This window comes from Nocardia sp. NPDC056000, assembly GCF_042269265.1.
Classification (GTDB): Bacteria; Actinomycetota; Actinomycetes; order Mycobacteriales; family Mycobacteriaceae; genus Nocardia.
Map to the genome: position 1 here is coordinate 245,350 of NZ_JBHJXS010000011.1, position 18,927 is coordinate 264,276.

Sequence of the window (18,927 nt, forward strand, 5' to 3'; positions counted from 1 at the left end):
CCATGGAGTGATGGTGACTAATCGGATTCGTCAGCGTTCCGCCTGCACCGCATTCGCCCTCGCCGCTCTGGGCGCGGGCCTGATTTCCACCGCCCCCGCCGCGTTGGCGGCCAACTCCATCGAGGTCAAGGGGGCCGACGCCACGGTTGTCGGGGTCCTGTACTCCTGCGACGCCGATGCCGGGGTCGCGGGGCTCAAAGTCCTGGTCGGCGACCCCAATGCCGACCGTCCGTCCGCGCAGGGCACCCTGAGCGCCCCCACTTGCGACGGGAGCTCGCAGAAGGCCACCGTCACGATCACCCCCGCCCCGGGGGCGGCGGCGCTGGCCTCGGGCCAATCGGTCCAGGTGCGCGCCGCCCTGGTCGACAAGAGCGATACCGTCATCACCGGTACGGCCGCGGTGCTCCCATTGGACTAGACCCGCCGTCTCGGTCTCGGTATCGGCCCGCACGCCGCGCTGCGTGCGGGCCTTTCCCGTATCGCCCTGTCGCCCAGGCGATTACGGCTCTCAGGCGATAACGGTGCGCAGCAGCGTCACGCCCGCGGTGAGTGCCGCGCCCGCTGCCGACCAGCTCATATCGGCCGGTTGGGTGGTCAGCACCACCACGGCGTAGCGCAGCGGTCCGCCCGGTGTGGCGGCGACCAGTCCGGTGGTGTCGAGGGTGGTGGAGTCGTCCAGTGACATCCAGCCCTGTTTGACGGCCCAGGCGTCGCCGGTGAGTCCGTCCGGGATGCCGAAGTATTGATCGGTGCCGTCGGCGGAGATCTGGGTGGCCCCGCGCATCGCGGAGAGTATGAGCGTGCGCGCGGGCAGCGGCACGGTGTCGTTCAGGTAGTCGAGCAGTTTCACCACATCCTGTGGGGTGGTGAGGGTTTCGCCCCACTGCGCGTTGTCCTCGGGCGCCTGGGTGCCGGGCAGTCCGATGAGATCGGCCATGCGGGTGACGATTTCGCCGCCACCGTCGGCGTCCCAGAGCGTATCGGCGATATCGTCATCGCTGGTGGCGAGCATCTGGGTGAGTTCGGCCGCGGTATCCGAATCCGCCTGCCAATTCTGGGTTTTCAGCTCGTCGAGCGCGATGAGCAGTTTCACCACCGAGGCGGTGTAGAACTGCTGATCGGCATTGAGGTCGGCCAGGACCGCGCCCGAACCGATATCGACGACGTCGATGCCGACGGTGCTGCCGGGCGAGGCTGCCTGGATCGCGGTCTGCATCTGCTGCGCGATCATGGCGGGCGTCTGCTGGGGAGTCGTCGGCGGGGCCACCTGTACCGGTGTCTCCACCGGTTGGGTGGTGGTGACGGGGTGCTGTCCCGGGGCGCCGGTATCGCGCGCCGCGGCGACCGCGCTCGGCACGCTCAGTGCCACGGCGATCACGGCGACCAGGCAGCCGAGGGCGAGCCATACCCACCGCGTCCGCGGCGATCGAGAAATTTTCCGAGCCATGGTCAATTAATCGCCGCGAAGCTGCGCGGGTTTCGTGAACCAGCTGGCAGTTGGCTGTCAATGTGCGGATACGACGCCGCAGGTAGAAGACCATTTGGTCTCGTTTGTATTGCACTTGTTCGTAGCTATCTCATAGCGAACTAGCATCGCTGTTAGGTCGGGGTCGACCGTTGGAGGCAGTGATGCACTCACGCCGCGAAACACTGAGATATGCCCTGGTGAGGTTGCTCGCCCTTGCCGGATTAGGTACCGCGTTCGCGCTCAATCCCTTCACCGCGCCGATAGCCGCCGCGGATGCCGATTATGGCGGCGGTTGCGTCCTGTACAACGGCGATCGCGCGGCAACCATTGACTCACTGCGTTTTCGGTGTTCGCCCGCGCAGCAGGACGATATCTTCCGCGATGCCGATCAGGGCGCGGTCCCGATGGGCGTCAAGAACGGCTGGGTGATCCGGCCGGTGGATATGCAGGCGTGGACTCCGCTGGTGTGGATCGGTAAGACCTTCTACACCGGACCCAACGGCGGCTATCTGGAGAACCGCATCACCGGCGCCGGCATCGAGGGGTGGCGCGCGGATGTGTACAGCGCGCCCGCCATTCTGGACGGCCGCCCGACCTGGGCGCTGAACTACGCGCCCTCGCCCACCCCGCAGATCTACGACGAGATCCGCGAGATCACCCCGGGCGTCTGGTTCGGCTACTCCTGGTCGCGCGGGGCCGGTGGTGCCGCGGCGCTGCTGACCTTCGCCCTGACCTGATCACGGGCGCGCGGCGGTGCGGATCCGAGCGGGCCGAGCCGCACCGCCCAGGCGCAATCGCGTGGTTGCGGACTCTTCGCGGGGCGGGCGAGTCCGAAAATGTTGTCCGATCGGGGAATAGGCGGTCGACGGGCCGGGTTCACCGCCTACATGGCACACGCGTTCGATCCGGAGCTGGAGCCGTGGGTTGACCAGCTCAGACCCGCCGATTACCGAGACGTCCCCGCCGCGCGGGCGCAGATGAGCGCGCTGTTCTCGGCTCGCCCGCCGGTGGCGGTTCCCGAGTCCGTGCATATCCGTGATCTGATCGCGCGCACCGAGGACGCCGAAGTCGATGTGCCGGTGCGTGTTTACGCTCCCGCGGATCGTCCCGGACCGTTCCCGGCGCTGCTCTACGTCCACGGTGGCGGATTCGTCCTTGGTGACCTGGAGATGGTGCACGCCAAGATGATTCGCTTCGCCGAACTCGGCATCGTGGTGGTGTCGGTGGACTACCGCCTCGCGCCCGAGCACCCCTTCCCGGCCGGACTGCACGATTGCTTCGCCGCCCTGCGCTGGGTGGTGGACCGCGCCGGTGAACTGGCCGTCGACAGCACCCGCATCGGGGTGGCCGGTGACAGTGCGGGCGGAGCCATCGCCGCCGGTCTCGCACTCCTCGCGCGTGATCGCGGCGGACCCGGGGTGAGCTTCCAGCTCCTGGATTTTCCCGCGACGGACGACAGGTTGCGGACCCTGTCCGCCACCGCCTATGACGACACCCCGAATTTCGACGGCCCCAGCCTGCGGGTGATCTGGGAGCACTATCTCGGTGTGGCACCCGGCGGTGCGGACGTATCGCCCTACGCCGCCGTCGCCCGCGCCACCGACCTCTCCGGTCTGCCCCCGGCGTACATCTCGACCAGCCAGTTCGACCCGGTGCGAGATGACGGCATCGACTACGCCCAGCGCCTGGCGCACGCGGGTGTGCCGGTCGAATTGCATCTGTACCCGGGCACCTTCCACGGTTCGGGCTTGGTGGCCGGTGCCGCGGTCAGCGTGCGCGCGGCCGCCGATCAGCTGGCCGCGCTGCGACGCGGACTGGGCGTGAATGAGGCTGTCGCGCAAGGGGTGTCGACGCCGTAGCGGTACTGCCCGGGAAAATCCCGCCCGGGCTCGGTCCCGGTGCAAGGCGATGGTTCGCCACGCCTATTCAGCGGCCGATCGGTGCGCCGAGGTCATCGATCGGCCGCCTTCGAGTTCAGTTGTGCCGGTGGGTGATCCGCTGGTGTGCCGCCATCAGGCGGGGCACCACCACGTACACCGCAGTGGGCACCACGACCGCGGTCAGGGCCAGGGCCCGCAGGGCGGGCGGCCAGGTCGCGGTGAACGGGGCCATCAGGGTCATGCCGAGGGCGACCATCGGGAAGATGGCGAGCCAGGTGATCGCGGCGCGAACGTGCACCGAGGGGGCGGTGGTGGGGGCTGTGACAGTCATTTCAGACTCCGTTCGAAACTCCAACCGTTTGGTTGCAGATGTGAGTAGATCACTTTCGCGACGCATTTGCAACCGTTTGGTTGGAGATTCTGAAGGTGCTGGTCCGAGGCTCGCCCGAACGCCGAAACCGCACGGCGTCAGGGTGATTCGGCCGACGCGATATCAAGCCAGGCGGCCGCCGCCGTCCACATGCAGGGTCGTTCCGGTGAGGAACGGATTGGTCAGGGCCAGCAGTGCGGCTGCGGAGATATCGGCGGGAGTGCCGATGCGGCGGGCCGGGTTCCGGGCCGCCACCGATTCGAAGAAGGCATCCTTGGCCGGTCCGTCCCAGGCTCCGGAATCGATGATGCCGGGGGAGAGGGCGTTGACGCGCAGCGGTGCGAGTTCGACCGCCAGCGCCTCGGCGAGGGTGGCCGCGGCGGCATTGGTGCTCGCCATGACGCTGCGGCCCGGCGCGGGTCGCCAGGCGGCCACGCCGGAGAAGAGCAGCATCGCACCGCCGGGGCGGAAGCGCGGGGCGAAGTGTTTGGCCAGCAGGATCGGGCCGATGACCTTGGCGTCGAACGCGCGGTGCACGGCCGCGCGATCCAGTTCGGTGACGGGCCCGTTGGCGTGGTCGGCGGCGAGGGTGATCAGGTAGTCGAGTTCGCCGACGCGTTCGGCCAGGGCCCGAATCGATGATTCATCGGCGAGGTCGACCTCCGGGCGGCCGGTCGAAATCACCTGTGCGCCTTGTTCGGTCGCATCGGCGGCGATGCGGGCGGCGATGCCGGAGCTCGCGCCGATGATCACCAGGGTCTTGTTCTCGAGTGTTGTCATATCCCGATCAGCGTCTCCCGCCCGGCCGATAATCCCATCGCGATCTGAAGGTTTTCGATCACTGCCATAGAATTCGCGAATGCCTACGCTGCGCGCACTGGAATGTCTGATCGCGGTCGTGGACGCCGGATCGATCACCGAGGCGGCGGCGCGACTGCATATGTCACAACCCGCGCTGTCCCATCAACTGGCCGCGCTGGAACGTGAGATCGGCGCGCCCGTGGTGGAGCGGCTACCCCGGGGTGTGCGCCCGACGGCGGTGGGGGACAGCGTGATCGGGGAGGCGCGCCTGGCCGTTGCCGCCGTCGATCGCGCCATGAACGGCGGTCGCGCGACCGCGCGCGGTGAAGGCGGATCGCTGCGCCTGGCCTGTGCGGAGAGCATGACCGCCGGACTTCTCGCACCCGTGCTGCGCGGCTGGCTGCGCCGCAATCCGCTGGTGCGCCTGGCGCTCACCGAGGCCACCAGCGCGGATGAGCTTGCCCGCCTGGTCGATTCGGGCGCTGCGGATCTGGCCATCGGCCCCCGGCCCAGCCGCTGGACCGGCGCTACCGAGGTCATCGGCACCGAGGAGATCATCGCGGTACTCCCGCCGGGCCATCCCCTGGCAGATCGCCCGCACCTCACCCTGCGGCACCTGCGCGATGAGCCCCTCATCCACTATCACCCGGATAACGGCCTCGCGGGCTGGCTGGACGCACAGGCCGCCCGTCAGGAAGTGGAATTCACCGTGGCCATGCGCACCCGCCAGGCCGCCACCGCTGCACAACTGGCCGCCGCCGGTGTAGGTGTGGCCCTGGTCCCCACCACCGCGCTTCCCACCGGCCTCCCGGCGGCTCTGCGTCACGTCCGCCCCACCGTCAGTCGCGAAATCGTCTGTCTACAAGGGACTCCCGGCGATGTGCTGGTACGCGCCTTCACCGCGGCGGTACTGCGCCGCGGTATCCAGGTCCCCGCTGCGATCACCGCGAAGCTGGACAGCTGACGCGAACACCGCGGCGGTGGACGGCAATCCCTGCTCGGCGCGGCACACCGGCGCAGGCGCTGGGCGCGGATAGCCGCGCCCAGCTCGAACTGCCACCCCCGACCTTCGAGGACTTCGTGACCGGTGACCGAATCCGGATCTCACTTATCCGGTGCGGCGTCACCGAGGATGCGGCGGGCCTCCAGGGCCAGCTGGATCTCGGTGGCGGCGCGCGGTTCGGTGAGCCTGCGCCCGGTCAACTCGGCCACCCGGTTGATGCGGAAGCGGACCGTATTGCGGTGGCAGAACAGTGCCGCGGCCACCGCGGAGACCTCGCCGTCCTGGTCGAACCAGGTGCGCATGGTCTCCAGCAGTACCTCGCGATCGTGTTCGGGCAGCGCCAGAATCGGCCCGAGCACGGTGCGCGCCAGTGCGCTCGCCGCCTCCGGTGAACCCGCGAGCAGTACCGGGATCAGCGCGTCGTCGTAGCGCAGCACCTGGTGGGAACCGGGCTGCGCCGCGGCACAGGCCAATTCGGCCTGGCGCAGGGCGGCCGCGGCTTCGGTGAGCGCGGTGAACACCGAGCTGATCCCGGCCCGCCCGATACTGCGTTCGGCCAATAGCGCGCGCAGTCGAGGTTCGGTGAAACGTGCTGTGAGACTGATGATTCCGATATGACTGTGGGCGCGCACCCGCCATGCCGAGGCCACGCCCAGCATGGACAGCCCGCGGTCCACCCCGGGCAGCGCCTCGGCCGCGGCGGTGCCGGTGGTGGCCGCCACCACCACGTACGACCCCTGCGCGGGTAGTCCGAGCGCGCGTGCGCACTCCCATAGTCGAGCGCCGTCGACCTGCCCGGTGAGCAGTGCCTCCAGCGCCGCGTCATGGGCGCGGGCATCGCGGCGCAGCTGTTCGGCCACGGTCTCCTGATACCCGTCGGTGAGCGCCTGCGAGTAGTCGTCGACCAATTTCCAGACGTGCGAGGCGATTCCGAGCAGTTCGCGACTGGCCTCGGGATCGTCCCCGGCCATGGCGAGCAGTTCGTCCCACACCACACCGGAGCCGATGCGGTAGGCGCGCAGCACCGCGGGTAGCGGTACTCCGGTCTCCGCGCGGCGGTGGCCGGTGCTGCGCGGTGCGGCGATGCCGATTTCGCGGCGTCCGGCCAGATGTCCCAGGATGGCTTCGAGGTTGGCGCGGTTGGCGCGCCGCAGGTCCTCCGGCGTCACCGCGCGCAGATTTCCGTAAACCGGTTCGGCTCGTTCGATTTCCGCTGCTACCCGGTCGACCACATCGTCGATGCGCTCCAGCAGTGTGGTGCTGGCGCGTGCCACGAACCCTCCGGGCAGGGTGTTCGAGGTGTTCATGGCAATTGATCGTACCGTCCAGAATTGTTGCCGTGCACAGTACCGCGAGAGTCGAACGATCGAATCGGCCCGATTAGTGAGGTATTCGAGCGTGCTCGGGCATGGTTGAGCCAATTCAGCTGTGCGCGGGCACAGTTCCCGGTCGTGGGAACAATCGGTGTGCCGGAGTGCTGATTGGTAGGACCACAGGACCGGAATTTCCCTCCCGCATGTCGTCACTGCGCGTGTTCCCAAGGCATAGCGCACAATTGGGATGCTTCGCGGCGGGATTCGAGGATTGTTATGAACGCGTACAAGGGCCTGTCCATCGCTCTGCTGGCCCTCGGGGTCGCGGCGGGCTGTGCCACACATCCGGCAAACCATGTGGCCCAGGTGGTTTCGGGGCCGCCCGCCAAACAGCAGAATGTGACCGTACCGGTCGGTCCCGGCCCGGTGCAGTACACGGTGCAGGCCCAGCCCGCGCCCGGTACCTGCCACTTCGGCAAAACCACTGACGGACAACCACTTCCGGATCCCGCGTGCACGCCCGGCGCGACCAATCCGAAGGTGACCGCCGCGAATCTGGCCGACACCATCTGTAAATCCGGCTATACCGCCTCGATTCGGCCGAATTCGAATATCACCGGCCGTGAGAAGGAAGCCAATATCAAGTCCTATGCCTTCACCGGTGATCCGAAGGACGCCGAATACGACCATCTCATCTCGCTGGAGCTCGGCGGCGATCCGAACGATCCACGCAATCTCTGGGTGGAACCGCCGTCACCGGATCACAAGCCGGGGGCCGGCATCGCCAATCCGAAGGACAAGGTGGAGAACCAGCTGCACAGTCTGGTCTGCACCGGCAAGGTCGCGCTCACCGACGCGCAGGGGGCCATCGCCACCGACTGGACCACCGCGCTCACCGTGGTCGGTCATCCGAACGGCAACTGAACTGCGAATTCGGGTCTGCGCGGTCGTATCCGGGCCTACCATCGACGGATGTCAGCCCCGCGGGGCGGCTCGATGATGATCGAAGGTCGGGTCGTCCACAAACTCTCCAATGCCCTGAAGATCACCTTCCAGTCCGGGCCGGGGGACCCGCTGGCCGACGGTGTGCAGGGGGCGGGTGACGGTTTCGGCGGCAAGATGGCCATGCTCTTCGGTTTCAAGAACGGCGGCACCGGCCGGCATCGCATCACCTACGCCGACGGGTCGGTCGTCTGGGTGCAGTCCAAGGATGCCGCGCCGACCGTGCTGAGCCGCGCGGACGGCAGCTCCATCGGCACCATCAACCGGGCCGACACCTCCACGGCCGTGGGTTCGACGGCGGGGACGCTGCTGCATTTCGTGCCCGCCGACGATCCGAAATCGCCTGAGCTGTTCCGGCTGCGCATTCTGGATCGCATGGGCGCGGAGTTCGGCCGCCTCGATGTGGTGCGCACCGCGGGCGGCTGGACGCTGGGCCGGATCGCGAACGATCTGTACGACACCTATATCTGGTGGGATCGGGCCGGACAGCCGCTGCCCACCCCGATTCTGGGCACCCGGCTGCTCTTGCAGCGCGCACCGGACCCCACCGAGCGTGATGTCCTGCTCGGGGCATGCGTGGACATCACACTCGGCCTGCGGCCCTACATCACCGCCATGCAGTGAAAGCTGCTCCGGCGCAGCCTAATCCGCGACCTTGATGCTCAACTTGCCGAGATTCTTCCCGGTGAGCAGCCCCTGGAACGCGGCGACCGCGTTATCGAGGCCGTCCACCACATCCTCGAGATAGGTGAGCTTGCCGTCCGCGAGCCAACCGGTGGCATCGGGATAGAACTCGTCGAACTGATCCAGGAATTCGGTCTGGATGAAGCCGCGCAGCAGCAGACTCTTGCGCAGGATATGCCCCATGAGCAGACCCATGCGATCCGGTCCGGGCGGCAGTTCGGTGTCGTTGTACGAGGCGATCAGGCCGCACACCGGGATGCGTGCGAACTTGTTGAGCCGGGGCAGCACCGCGTCGAATACCGCGCCGCCGACATTCTCGAAGTAGACGTCGATACCGTCCGGGGTGGCGGCGGCCAGCTGTTCGGCGAAATCCGGTGCGCGATGGTCGATGGCGGCGTCGAAGCCGAACTTCTCCCGCAGCAGCGCGACCTTCTGCGGGCCGCCCGCGATACCGACCGCGCGAGCGCCCTTGATCTTGGCGATCTGCCCGACCGTCGCTCCGACCGGCCCGGTGGCCGCGGCCACCACCACGGTCTCACCGGGCTTGGGCTGTCCGATGGTGAGCAGCCCGGAATAGGCGGTGAATCCGGGCATTCCGAGCACGCCGAGCGCGGTGGTGAGCGGTGCGGCGGCCGGATCGAGCTTGCGCAGATACTGCGTGTACTCGATCGAATGCGTCTGCCACCCGCCGTAACCCAGCACCACGTCACCGGGCTGCAAGGCCGGATCGCTCGACTCCACGACCCGGGAAACCGTTGCCCCGCACATGGTCTCGCCGACCTCGACCGGCGGCGCGTACGACGGCGCATCACTCATGCGCCCGCGCATATACGGATCGAGCGAGAGATACAGCGTCTGCAACAGCGCCTGCCCCGGCGCGGGCGGCTCCAACTCCACCGTCTCGGTACGGAAGTTCTCCGGCTGCGGCATTCCCGTCGGACGGGAAGCCAGCACGATACGGGTGCTCTTCATCGGCACGACCTTTCGCTGGGCGACGCCCCATTCTGAAACACGGACGCCCCGATCATCCTCGATTCAGGGAGGCGTCCCGGTCACCGGGCCGCGTCAGCGGCGGGTGGTCGCCGCTCCCCGGCGACCCCGGCTCTGCGGGACCGGCTGCGGCAGAAGGGCTTCCAAAGCCTGGCGGAGTTGGGCGCGGGCCTCGTCGGTATCGAGTTCGCCGGAGAGCCAGCGCGAGGACAGGCCCTCGGTGAGGGCGGTGGCGATACCGCCGAGGTGGTCGGCGTCCACCGCGCCGGAGATTTCGCCGAGGGCCTGGGCGACGCGAATGGTGTCGGAGATTTCCCCGCTCCAGCGGCGCGAGGTGCGGGTGAGCGGTTCGCGCAGCGCTTCCTCGTAGACGGCGCAGGCGCGTAACTCGTTCCAGGCCAGCGAGTTCTCCCGGACTTCGGCGCGGTCCTGGATCTCGTCGAGGATCTGGTGGATGAGCCGCTCGCGCGCGGACTCACCCGCCCCGGCGGCGGTGCGGTAGGTGCGGGCGCGGTCATTGATGTAGGTCAGCGCCGCCGCGAGCAGACCGTCCCGATCCTTGAAGTGGTAGTAGAGCAGTCCGGGGGACACCCCGGCCACCTCCGCCACATCGCTGACCCGCAGACCGCGCACCCCGCGTGAGGCGATCGCGGTGGCACTGGCTTGCAGGATCGCCTCCCGGCGGTTCGGCCCGCTGCTGTCCTTCACCGTTTCAACCTCACCCTCCGAATGTGCGGCCATGCTAGCCCCGAGCCCCGGGCGACCGCCGCCCCGGGCTCCCACTCCCGGTATCCAAGGTCAGGACACGACAAGGCCGTACGGGCGATCGGTGTCGACCGGTGCGGTGAGCCGGGTGTAGGTGTCGGGGCGGCGTGTGGTCAGGAAGGGGAACAGGTCCAGCCAGTCGGCGCGCTGGGCCAGGTCCAGATCGGCGACCAGGACGGCGGCGGCATCGCGCGGGGCCTGCGCCAGGATGCGGCCGTACGGATCGGAGATGAACGAGGAGCCGTAGAAGTTCACACCGCCCTCATCGCCGAATCGGTTGGGCACCACCATGAATGTGCCCGCGGTGATGCCGTTGCCGACGATCACGTGCTGCCAGATGGGCTGGGTGTCGAAACTCGGCATGGACGGTTCGGACCCGATGGCGGTGGGGTACACCAGGATCTCCGCACCGCCGAGCGAGTAATTGCGGGCCAGTTCCGGGAACCACTGATCCCAGCAGGTCGGCAGGCCCAGCGCCGCACCGTCGAGGGCGGCGGGCCGGTACACCGGATGCGGATCGCCCTCGGGCGGGCCCTGCCGGAAGTAGGTGTCCTCGTAGTATCCGGCGCTGATCGGAATATGCAGTTTCCTTGTGCGCCCGAGCAATTCGCCCTCGGGCGAGACCAGGATGGCGGTGTTGAAGCCGAGTCCGTCCGCGCCCTCGGCGCGCTCGTAGAGCGAGGCGTGCACCAGTACGCCGTGTTCGCGGGCGGCGGCCGCGGCGAATTCGAAGGTCGGTCCGGTCAGCAGGTCCTCGGCGGTCGCGCCCGGATTCTCGGCGGCGGGCACATCGGCCGGATAGCGCGAGAGCGTGAGCTCGGGCAGGAATACCGCGCGAGCGCCCTGCGCCGCCGCGAGCCCGATGCCCGCGTCGAGCTGGGCCCGCAATTCGGCGGGATCGGCCAGCCAGCGGTGCTGAACCAGGCCGACGCGCAGCGGTGCGCGATCGGTATCGCTCATCCGGGCGTAGGACGGCGGCGGGGTGAGGGCGGTCGTGAGGACGAAATCGTGCTGACTCATGCGGCCAGTCTGTAACTGAAAACTCAGTCAGTCAAGTCCCCATCTAGATGCCATGAGAATCGAAGAATGCGTCGAAAAACTGAATATCGACTCAGCGAATCAGCGGTACTCTGCGCGCCAGGTGTCGAAACTCGTCATGATGTGGTGCCGCACGGTGGACCACTCCGGCACCAGGCTCGCGGCGGCGGGGACCGCGGATGTCAGCAGCACGCCCGCGATGGTGATGACCGTGATGCGCATCCAATCGCGCGCGCCGGGCTGATCGGCCAGCTCACCGAGCACCTGCCGTGCGACCGCGAAAATGGTGGTCTCGATGTGCTCCACCAAATGTGCGACGGTATCGGCCATTTCGGGATCGGTGCGGGCGGTGGTGAGCAGTTCCAGCCCGACGCCGATGGGCGCGAGTCGCGCCAGCGACCAGAGTTCGTCCACCAGTTCGGCGACCCGCTCCCGATCGGATCCCTGTACGGCGGAATAGGTTTCGACAACGGCCCGGGCGCTCTGATCCGCCATCCGGCGCACCGCGGCGTCGAGCAATTCACCCCGGGTGGGGAAGTGGTGCTGTACCGCGCCCTGACTCACTCCGGCGCGTTCCGCGACCCCGCGCGTGGTGGTGGCGGCCTGCCCGTGCTCGACGAGGCTGGCGATGGTGGCGTCCAGAATCGCGGTGCGGGTGTCCTCGCGCTGTTCCGCCCGGGTGCGTTTGGTTTTTCCCGCCGTGACCGACACCCGCCCACGATACCGGTCGGGATACGAACAAGTCACGCGACTTGTCAAGTCGGGCGACTGGTCAATACGCTTGTGGCACAGCCGATATGAGCACGAAGAGGTGGTCGGCCATGACATCCGCGAATATCCGCGCCGGGAAGAAACGTGCCAGGGCACATCAGAACGCCCGCATCTGGCGGCGCGGTCCCATCCCCACCCCGGCCGGATCGGGCGAGCACGACTACGGCTATTTCGGTCCGGGATCACAGGTGTGGCGGGTGGTGCTGCATCCGGCCGTCACCGCGTTCCTGGCCCCCGTCACGGCGCTGCTCGAATTACCGCACATCCCATTGCAAGCGGTGATCCACGACCATGATCCGCTGGCCGTCGCGGGGCGGCGCAGCCGCAGTATGAGCCCGCTCATGGCGGTGCGCCGCGCCCAGCGCACGGTGGGCGTCCCGGTCCCGATCATCCTGGGCGACAGGGAAACCGCCGATCGAGTGGCCGCGCATCTGCGCCGCTATCACGCGCCGATGACCGGCACCATCCCCGGCACCGATCAGCCGTATGCCGCGCAGGGCCCCGAACTGGTGCTGTTCGCGCATGTGACGATCATGCAGGCGGCGCTGCTGGTCTACGAGAACGCCGCCTTCGAGGGATTGCGCCGCCCGCATCGGCTCACTCCGCGTGATCGCGATCAATTCTGGCTGGAGGCAAAGCAATTCGGCGTGCTCATGGGCGCGAACCCCGAGGAGGTCCCCACCACCTGCCGCGCGGTCGCGGAGTACTACGCGGGCATCGCCGACACCTACGGCGTCATCGACGGTTTCGGACCGGACCTCGTGGTGGGTCCATTCCTCGCCATGCTGCGCGGATTAACACCCGCGCATCTGCCCGAGCTCGCACCCCTGGCCCTGGCGGGCGCGGTCACCCCGCAGTTGATCGCCATGCTGCCCCGCCCGGCCCGCCGGAACCTCGGTGTCCCAGCGGTTTTGGATCCATTGCTGGATCTCTCGCTGCGCCTGACCCGTCCGGCCGCGCGGGTGTTCACGGTGCGGCCCTTCGCCGACGCGCTCGAACGCCGCATCACCGGACCCGATGCCATGGATCTGGTCGCTCACGCCCGCAGGCTGCGAACGACTGCGGCATAGGCGGTTCCGGCTATTTGGCGCTGCCCGCGACCCATTCGTCCCAGGGCATGCCCCAGTCACCGTTCTGCCAGACCTCGAGCGGTGCGCCGCCGGTATTGCGTACCTCCACCACATCGCCGGGGAGCGCGTAGTCGAAGAACCAGCGTGCGTTCTCGGAGCTGAGGTTCAGGCAGCCGTGCGAGACGTCCTGACTGCCCTGCGCCCAGACGGTGGAGTCCAGCGCGTGCAGATAGATGCCGTCCGTACTGATCCGGGTGGCCCAGCCGATGGCCTCCTTGTAGCCGAGCCGGGAATTGATCGGCAGGCCGTAGGTGGAGGAGTCCATGATCACCGGATTGGCCTTGTCCATCACGGTGTAGACCCCGGGCTGGGTCCAGAAGGTGATGGTGTGCCCGGCGATGGTCTCACTGCCGCCGCGACCCATGGAGGTGGGCATGGAGCGGATCAGATTGCCGTTCTCGAACACGTCGACCATATGGGTGTTGTCATCGGCGATGGAGACGTGCGCGGCCCCGATGACGAAGTTGACCTTGCTGTCTTCCTGTCCGAAGAGTCCGGGTCCGACCTGGACGCCATAGATGTTCGCGGCCACGCTGATCTTGGTGCCGGGCGCGTAGTAATCCTTGGGCCGCCAGTGCGCGTTGCGGTTGTCCATCCAGTACCAGACGCCGTCGACCTTGGGCGTCGTGGTGACGATCAGGCGCTTCTGCGCGGCGGCGCGATCGGTGATGTCCTCGTCGAAATGCGCGACGATCACGGTGCCCACGCCGTAGGTGCCGCCCTCGGCGAGCGCCTCCCCGCCGGTGGTGTTCAGGTACACCTTGGTCTGATTCGCGGGCTGAATCGTGGTGAACGTCGAGGTCACCGGCCCGGTCGAACCGGTGAGACCCATACCCTCTGCCTTGAGCGTGTACGTGCGCCCGTAGCCGAGCTGCACATTGGGCTTCCACGCCGTCTGATCGGGCGTGAAGGTGCCGTCGATGGTCCGGCCCTCGTCATTGGTCAGCGTGACCGCGGTGAGCACTCCCCGGGACGTGCTCGCCTCGACCGGTACGGAGGGGTCGACATTGCCGGTGCCCTCCGCGGGAGTGAGCGTGATGGCCTGCGTCACCGGCGAATCCGGCCCGGGCGTGCCATTCGGTGTGGAGGACGACGAACATGCTGCTATCACCACGATCAGGACCGCCAGGATGCAGGTGGCGGCGGAAGATCGAAAACGGTGGAGTGGCATGGGACTCCCTCCATCTTGTTACTGCTCAGCCTAGTAGACCATCTTGCGTTTGCATTCGTTCCGTAGCGCCCCGGCGAGACGCGGAACGGCACAAAGTCATCGACTTGTTACCTCACTTCAGCGTTTGGTCCTTGATCGCCAGCATTTGCTGACCCTTTTGATAGGTGACCTCTCTGATTCCCAGCGCATCGTGCAGCTTGCCCGCGGGCAGGGTCACCGGTTTCGGGGCGGGACCGTCACCCGGTTTGGGCAGCGGATAGGCGGTGGTGGTGCCGCTGTAGAAGGTGATGTTGCCCTCGGTCTTGGTGAACAGCTGGTGCACATGACCGTTGAGGCAGGTGACCGAGCTGAACCGGCGCAGATAGCTCAGCGCCTGGGTGGCATCGTCTGTGCCCCAGCCCCATTGGGGGTACATGGCGAACAGCGGGATATGGCTGAACACGATGATCGGTGTGTCACTGGACAATCCGGCCACATCCTTGCGGATGAACTCCAGCTGATCGACGCCGAGGTGGCCGAGCGCCTGCAGATTCAGCGTGTTGACCAGCCCGATCACATGCACGCCCGCGATATCGAAGCTGTACCAGCCGTCGCCCCGGGTGCCCCGGCCGAAGGTGTCGCGATACCGCTGCCCGCCGTCATCGCTCGAATCGTGTTCGCCGGGAACGGTGAACACGTGCGGGGTGCTCAGTCCGCCCAGCATCTGATGCACCTGATCGAACTGTTCGGGCGTGGCCAGATGGGTGAGATCGCCGGTGTGGATCACGAAGTCCGGGGTGTAGCCGAGCGAATTCACCTGTCCGATGGCCTCATTGAAGGTATCGGTGACATTGGCGTTGGCCGTGCCGGTGAATCCGATGTGGCTGTCGCTGACCTGGGCGAAGCGCAGCGTCGGGCGTCCGGTGGCGGCCTGCGCGGTGCCCGCGATATGCGAGACCACCTCACCGCCCACCACCGCCAGGCTCACCGCCGAACCGAACCAGGCGCTGTGCCGCAGCAATTGGCGGCGGGTCATCCCCTGCGGATCGTCCTCGGTCACGGCGTCACCACCACCGTCGCGTGCATGAACGGGTGGATCGCGCAGATGTAGGCGAAGGTGCCCGCCTTGGTGAAGGTGAAGGTATACGTCGCTCCCGCACCGAGATTCGGTGAATGGAAGCCGCCGTCGCTCGCCGCCACATTGTGCGGTTCCTCATCGCGGTTGGTCCAGGTCACCGTGGTGCCGACCGGAACGGTCAGGGTGGCCGGGGCGAAGGCGAAATTATCGATGGTGACGGCGTTCGGACCGGCCTTCGCGTCCGCCGGCGCCGTTGCCGTGCTGGACGTGCCCTGCATGCCGGGCATGGCCGGTCCGCTGCCACCCGGCACCATCCCGGGAGTATCGGTGCCGGAAGCGAAAACCGGTGTGGGAGCGGGATTGTCCGTGGCCTTGTCGCCTCCGCCGCCGCATGCGCTCAGCGTGAGCGCGGTCGCGACGGCGGCGACGGCCAGGGCCGTGCGCCGACGGCTGCGGATAAGTCTCATGGGTCCGGGCCTCCCTATCGGATTCGTCACCCGCGGGTGCGGGATCGGTCATCTACAGATAGGGCGGCGGGTTACACGGTCGGACCGAAAATCTCTATGGCGCCGTTGTTTTCGCGAACCTGCAGGTGTGGCAGCGGTGTGGGTGCGACCCGCAGCTGATGGGTGAGCACCACGCCGTCGGTGGAGAACGAGGTGGAGTGGCAGGGGCAGCGCAGCCGGTCGGCGGGCGCGTCCAGCCACAGTTTGCAGCCCTGATGTGTGCACACCCCCGATACCGCCACCGGAATCCCGTTGGCGCGCCGCACGAATCCGCTCACGGTGCCGATATCGAAGGCGATGGTGCCGCCCTCGGGCAGATCCGCACCCGCCGCGATCGGCCGCCACGACCCGTTATTGGGCTCCAGGGTCGTCTGTGCCGCAGGCTGTTCCGGCTCCGCGGGGTTCAGCAGGGTCCGATCCACCACGGCCCCTGCGGCTCCCACGGCGGCGGCCGCGGCCGCCGCCGTGGTGCCGATCAATACCTGCCGCCGCCGCGTCCCGGTCTCGGGCGGCGAATCCTGTTCCTCCCCATCGATTTCCGCCGCCAGCCGACGTTGCAGGCTCGCCAGGAAATCCTCGCTCGGGGTATCGCTCCCGTGCCGCGCGGCGCGCAATTCGATCGCGGCCCGCATTTCCTCGGCCTCCTGGTCATCGGGCCGGAATGCCCGGGGCGGCCGCCCGGCCAGCAGCTCCTCCATATACCGCCGCACATCCCGCCCGCTCATCGCGCACCTCCCTCGTCCAGCCGCGCAGCCAGCTGTAAAGCCCGATGCTGCAACACTTTCGCATTCGCCACACTCACCCCGAGATCATTCGCCGCATCCCGTACCGACAACCCTTGCAGAAACCGCAACTCCAGGATCCGCCGATAGTTCTCCGGCAGCCGGTCCAGCACCTTGCGGGCCTGCGCCTCCGCCCGCCCGTCACCGGCGGCCTGCTGCGGTGCATCATCCACGATGTCGATATCGATGGTGGTGATCTCCCGCCCCATCCGGGCCTTCCAATATCCGGCCAGCACGGTCCGGGCCGTGGCCCGCAGATACGCCCGCACCTCGGGCACCGAAGCCTCGATCCGCAATGGCTTGAGCGCGGTGCTGAACACCTCCGCCGTCAGATCCTCCGCATCGGGCCGATTGCCGACCTTGCCGAACATGAGCGAATACACCCAGCCCACATTGTCGCGGTACAGGGCCTCCCAGCCCGAGTAGTGCTCACCGTCCACGAGCCGCAACCCCCGGCCGGGTGCGCTCGGCGCACCGTCTGCCCCCCGATCGCGTCCAGCAGTCGTCCGCCGCATCATGAACAGCCACTCCCAGGCTCCGCCAACGACGCATAACCACGCCTTCCAGTAGATAGCGTCGCGGGTTACAGCGGCACCCGTTTTCCCGATTCCCGCTAGCGATCCAGCTCGGAGAGCGCGGCGAGAATGATCCGGCGCGCCTGCGGGCCGTAGACGGCGGCGCTCTTGAGCGCTTCGAACATGCGCGCGTACAGCTGACACTCGGCCGGTTGCGTGACGTGAATGCTCGCGGTCGGTGTTTCGAGCGCGACCAGATCGTCATCGAAGATCCAGAACCCTGCGGACGCAACGGCTTCCCGCTCGGTCATGAGCGGAATGATGCCGAGTGAGATGTTCGGCATCGACATCAGTTCGAGCAGCCGCCCGAGCTGACCGGCCTGTACGCGGGCATCCCCGAACCAGGTTCGCAGCGCCTGCTCCTCGAGTACCGCCACGAATCGCTTACCGCCCCGCCGCAGTACCCGCTGCCGCTGCATGCGCACCGCGACCGCGTCATCCACATCATTCGGTGTGTCGAGGAAGCGAATCCAGAACGCCAGCATGGCCGCCGCGTACTCCGGCGTCTGAAACAGTCCGGGGATGACGTTGTGTTCGTAGATGCGAAATACGTTCGTCTGCTCGTAGCGCTGCGGAGTGTGCGCGCCCACCACCCGCTTGAGTCCGGCCCGGCTTTGTCGCCTGAATTCCAGATACGCGGAATCGACCGTTCGCAGGGTGGCGACCAGATCGGCCACCTGATCCTCCGCGTGGCACACTCGGCACCAGCCGCGCAGATCCTCATCGGTCGGGGCCTGGACGCCGTTCTCGATCTTGGATATGCGCGTGTAGTGCTGATCGGTCGCGGCAGCGAGTTGTCGGGCGCTGAGTCCGGCGTCCATCCGCAACTCACGCAATCGTTCACCGAGCGCACGCCGTGCCGCCTGCGCCGAACTAGACGGGCTGGTATTCACGGTGCGGGATAGCCAACTTCCAAACCGTATCGAATGCCCTGCGGCACAGCTGGATGTCATCGGCGTCGGTCGAGAGCGAGTATCCGGTGGCCAGCCCATTCCCGGCATAGTGCAGGAACACCACGTGCCGCTGGTCGAACAGGTAGAAATCGTTGCCGGGTAAGGCAATTGACGAAACCAGCACGCGGGGCACCCACCGGATGTCCTCACCGGCGTCCACCATCGGCCACGCGATGCTGTGCGACCACCGTTGGTAGTCGCTCAGCGGTTCGGACACGATGCGGGCGCGCCGCACCGAACGTTCGGCCGCGGCGTGTTCGCGCAATGTCGAACACCATCCCCGCAGCCATTCGAGGTCGTCGGATTCTCCCGCCGCCCATCGGGCGAAATGCGGCAGTTCCACCACCGTGCCATAGGCGTCACGCGTCTCCAGGTGGATCGCCTCGTGCGCGAATTCGGCCAGTAGGCGGTCGAATTCGCGGCCGGTAATCGAGATCACCTGTCTCCCTGATCGAAGAACGGAACCAACCTGTCCGGAATCTCCACGCAGGACTCACCTTCCGGGATGCCCATCTGCGCCAGTACGGCGGGATCGGTGACCACCCAGCCCTGCACCACCCAGGAGTCGCGGTCGGTCCGATACAGCGTGGGCGAACCGGTCGGGTTGGAGTTGGGATCCTTGGCGATGAATGTAAGACGCATGACGATCCACCCGCTTCTCGAGGTTG

The 18,927-nt window shown here is 67.4% G+C and carries 23 protein-coding genes; 7 read left to right on the plus strand and 16 right to left on the minus strand.

Going from position 1 to position 18,927, the window contains the following annotated elements; genetic code table 11:
* Positions 1 to 13 precede the first annotated feature (13 nt).
* On the plus strand, positions 14 to 418 hold the full coding sequence (locus ACFC4D_RS30780; protein WP_375954300.1) for a hypothetical protein: 405 nt from the start codon (positions 14 to 16) through the stop codon (positions 416 to 418).
* A gap of 90 nt (positions 419 to 508) precedes the next feature.
* Here ACFC4D_RS30780 and ACFC4D_RS30785 read toward each other — a convergent pair whose 3' ends face one another.
* On the minus strand, positions 509 to 1,447 hold the full coding sequence (locus ACFC4D_RS30785) for a hypothetical protein (protein ID WP_376068475.1): 939 nt from the start codon (positions 1,445 to 1,447) through the stop codon (positions 509 to 511).
* A gap of 218 nt (positions 1,448 to 1,665) precedes the next feature.
* Between ACFC4D_RS30785 and ACFC4D_RS30790 the strand changes: the two genes are divergently transcribed.
* Complete coding sequence (locus tag ACFC4D_RS30790; protein ID WP_375954297.1) at positions 1,666 to 2,205, plus strand: hypothetical protein; 540 nt, start codon at positions 1,666 to 1,668, stop codon at positions 2,203 to 2,205.
* A 150-nt stretch (positions 2,206 to 2,355) separates the two neighbouring features.
* Positions 2,356 to 3,327 (plus strand): alpha/beta hydrolase, encoded by a 972-nt coding sequence (locus ACFC4D_RS30795; protein ID WP_376068477.1) that lies wholly within the window; start codon positions 2,356 to 2,358, stop codon positions 3,325 to 3,327.
* 115 nt (positions 3,328 to 3,442) lie between these two features.
* Here ACFC4D_RS30795 and ACFC4D_RS30800 read toward each other — a convergent pair whose 3' ends face one another.
* Positions 3,443 to 3,679, minus strand: a complete 237-nt coding sequence (locus tag ACFC4D_RS30800) for a hypothetical protein (protein WP_376068479.1) — start codon at positions 3,677 to 3,679, stop codon at positions 3,443 to 3,445.
* Positions 3,680 to 3,841: 162 nt separating this feature from the next.
* Entirely contained in the window at positions 3,842 to 4,498 is a 657-nt protein-coding gene (locus tag ACFC4D_RS30805) for an SDR family oxidoreductase (protein WP_376068481.1), read from the minus strand.
* 79 nt (positions 4,499 to 4,577) lie between these two features.
* Here ACFC4D_RS30805 and ACFC4D_RS30810 point away from each other — a divergent pair, with 79 nt between their 5' ends.
* Positions 4,578 to 5,483, plus strand: coding sequence for a LysR substrate-binding domain-containing protein (locus ACFC4D_RS30810; RefSeq protein ID WP_376068483.1), 906 nt, complete (start codon positions 4,578 to 4,580; stop codon positions 5,481 to 5,483).
* A gap of 140 nt (positions 5,484 to 5,623) precedes the next feature.
* On the opposite strand, the gene ACFC4D_RS30815 is transcribed toward ACFC4D_RS30810, so the two are convergent.
* Complete coding sequence (locus ACFC4D_RS30815; RefSeq protein WP_376068484.1) at positions 5,624 to 6,829, minus strand: PucR family transcriptional regulator; 1,206 nt, start codon at positions 6,827 to 6,829, stop codon at positions 5,624 to 5,626.
* Positions 6,830 to 7,111: 282 nt separating this feature from the next.
* Here ACFC4D_RS30815 and ACFC4D_RS30820 point away from each other — a divergent pair, with 282 nt between their 5' ends.
* Together ACFC4D_RS30820 and ACFC4D_RS30825 are read left to right on the plus strand one after the other, a co-directional pair.
* Positions 7,112 to 7,759 carry a hypothetical protein gene (locus ACFC4D_RS30820; protein WP_376068486.1) on the plus strand — a complete coding sequence of 216 codons (648 nt, stop codon included), beginning with the start codon at positions 7,112 to 7,114 and terminating at the stop codon, positions 7,757 to 7,759.
* A 48-nt stretch (positions 7,760 to 7,807) separates the two neighbouring features.
* A complete protein-coding gene (locus ACFC4D_RS30825; protein WP_375954283.1) occupies positions 7,808 to 8,461 on the plus strand; it encodes a hypothetical protein in 654 nt (217 codons plus the stop codon).
* 18 nt (positions 8,462 to 8,479) lie between these two features.
* On the opposite strand, the gene ACFC4D_RS30830 is transcribed toward ACFC4D_RS30825, so the two are convergent.
* From ACFC4D_RS30830 to ACFC4D_RS30845, 4 genes are all read right to left on the minus strand, one after another.
* A complete protein-coding gene (locus ACFC4D_RS30830; protein WP_376068488.1) occupies positions 8,480 to 9,493 on the minus strand; it encodes an NADP-dependent oxidoreductase in 1,014 nt (337 codons plus the stop codon).
* Between the two features lie 93 nt (positions 9,494 to 9,586).
* A complete protein-coding gene (locus ACFC4D_RS30835) occupies positions 9,587 to 10,219 on the minus strand; it encodes a TetR/AcrR family transcriptional regulator (protein WP_364631303.1) in 633 nt (210 codons plus the stop codon).
* Between the two features lie 90 nt (positions 10,220 to 10,309).
* Positions 10,310 to 11,236, minus strand: coding sequence for a nitrilase-related carbon-nitrogen hydrolase (locus ACFC4D_RS30840; protein ID WP_376068690.1), 927 nt, complete (start codon positions 11,234 to 11,236; stop codon positions 10,310 to 10,312).
* A gap of 159 nt (positions 11,237 to 11,395) precedes the next feature.
* Positions 11,396 to 12,025 (minus strand): TetR/AcrR family transcriptional regulator, encoded by a 630-nt coding sequence (locus ACFC4D_RS30845; RefSeq protein ID WP_375954279.1) that lies wholly within the window; start codon positions 12,023 to 12,025, stop codon positions 11,396 to 11,398.
* A 110-nt stretch (positions 12,026 to 12,135) separates the two neighbouring features.
* Between ACFC4D_RS30845 and ACFC4D_RS30850 the strand changes: the two genes are divergently transcribed.
* A complete protein-coding gene (locus ACFC4D_RS30850; RefSeq protein ID WP_376068490.1) occupies positions 12,136 to 13,155 on the plus strand; it encodes an oxygenase MpaB family protein in 1,020 nt (339 codons plus the stop codon).
* A 10-nt stretch (positions 13,156 to 13,165) separates the two neighbouring features.
* On the opposite strand, the gene ACFC4D_RS30855 is transcribed toward ACFC4D_RS30850, so the two are convergent.
* The 8 genes from ACFC4D_RS30855 to ACFC4D_RS30890 all read right to left on the minus strand — a co-directional run bounded on the left by ACFC4D_RS30855 (position 13,166) and on the right by ACFC4D_RS30890 (position 18,901).
* On the minus strand, positions 13,166 to 14,386 hold the full coding sequence (locus ACFC4D_RS30855) for an Ig-like domain-containing protein (protein ID WP_376068492.1): 1,221 nt from the start codon (positions 14,384 to 14,386) through the stop codon (positions 13,166 to 13,168).
* A 112-nt stretch (positions 14,387 to 14,498) separates the two neighbouring features.
* Positions 14,499 to 15,401, minus strand: a complete 903-nt coding sequence (locus tag ACFC4D_RS30860) for a metallophosphoesterase family protein (protein ID WP_375955986.1) — start codon at positions 15,399 to 15,401, stop codon at positions 14,499 to 14,501.
* Positions 15,402 to 15,421: 20 nt separating this feature from the next.
* The gene (locus tag ACFC4D_RS30865; protein ID WP_376068494.1) at positions 15,422 to 15,910 is read right to left on the minus strand and encodes a cupredoxin family copper-binding protein; all 489 of its coding nucleotides are present in this window, start codon (positions 15,908 to 15,910) and stop codon (positions 15,422 to 15,424) included.
* A gap of 71 nt (positions 15,911 to 15,981) precedes the next feature.
* Positions 15,982 to 16,674: a ubiquinol-cytochrome c reductase iron-sulfur subunit gene (locus ACFC4D_RS30870; protein ID WP_376068495.1), complete on the minus strand. Its 693-nt coding sequence runs from the start codon at positions 16,672 to 16,674 to the stop codon at positions 15,982 to 15,984.
* On the minus strand, positions 16,671 to 17,246 hold the full coding sequence (locus ACFC4D_RS30875; protein ID WP_376068691.1) for an RNA polymerase sigma factor: 576 nt from the start codon (positions 17,244 to 17,246) through the stop codon (positions 16,671 to 16,673). The genes ACFC4D_RS30870 and ACFC4D_RS30875 overlap by 4 nt, the downstream gene beginning before the upstream one ends.
* A 98-nt stretch (positions 17,247 to 17,344) precedes the next feature.
* Positions 17,345 to 18,298 (minus strand): helix-turn-helix domain-containing protein, encoded by a 954-nt coding sequence (locus tag ACFC4D_RS30880; RefSeq protein WP_376068497.1) that lies wholly within the window; start codon positions 18,296 to 18,298, stop codon positions 17,345 to 17,347.
* Positions 18,180 to 18,698, minus strand: a complete 519-nt coding sequence (locus ACFC4D_RS30885) for a DUF6879 family protein (protein ID WP_376068499.1) — start codon at positions 18,696 to 18,698, stop codon at positions 18,180 to 18,182. Before ACFC4D_RS30885 ends, ACFC4D_RS30880 begins: the two co-directional genes overlap by 119 nt.
* Positions 18,695 to 18,901, minus strand: coding sequence for a hypothetical protein (locus ACFC4D_RS30890; RefSeq protein WP_364631319.1), 207 nt, complete (start codon positions 18,899 to 18,901; stop codon positions 18,695 to 18,697). Before ACFC4D_RS30890 ends, ACFC4D_RS30885 begins: the two co-directional genes overlap by 4 nt.
* Positions 18,902 to 18,927 lie beyond the last annotated feature (26 nt).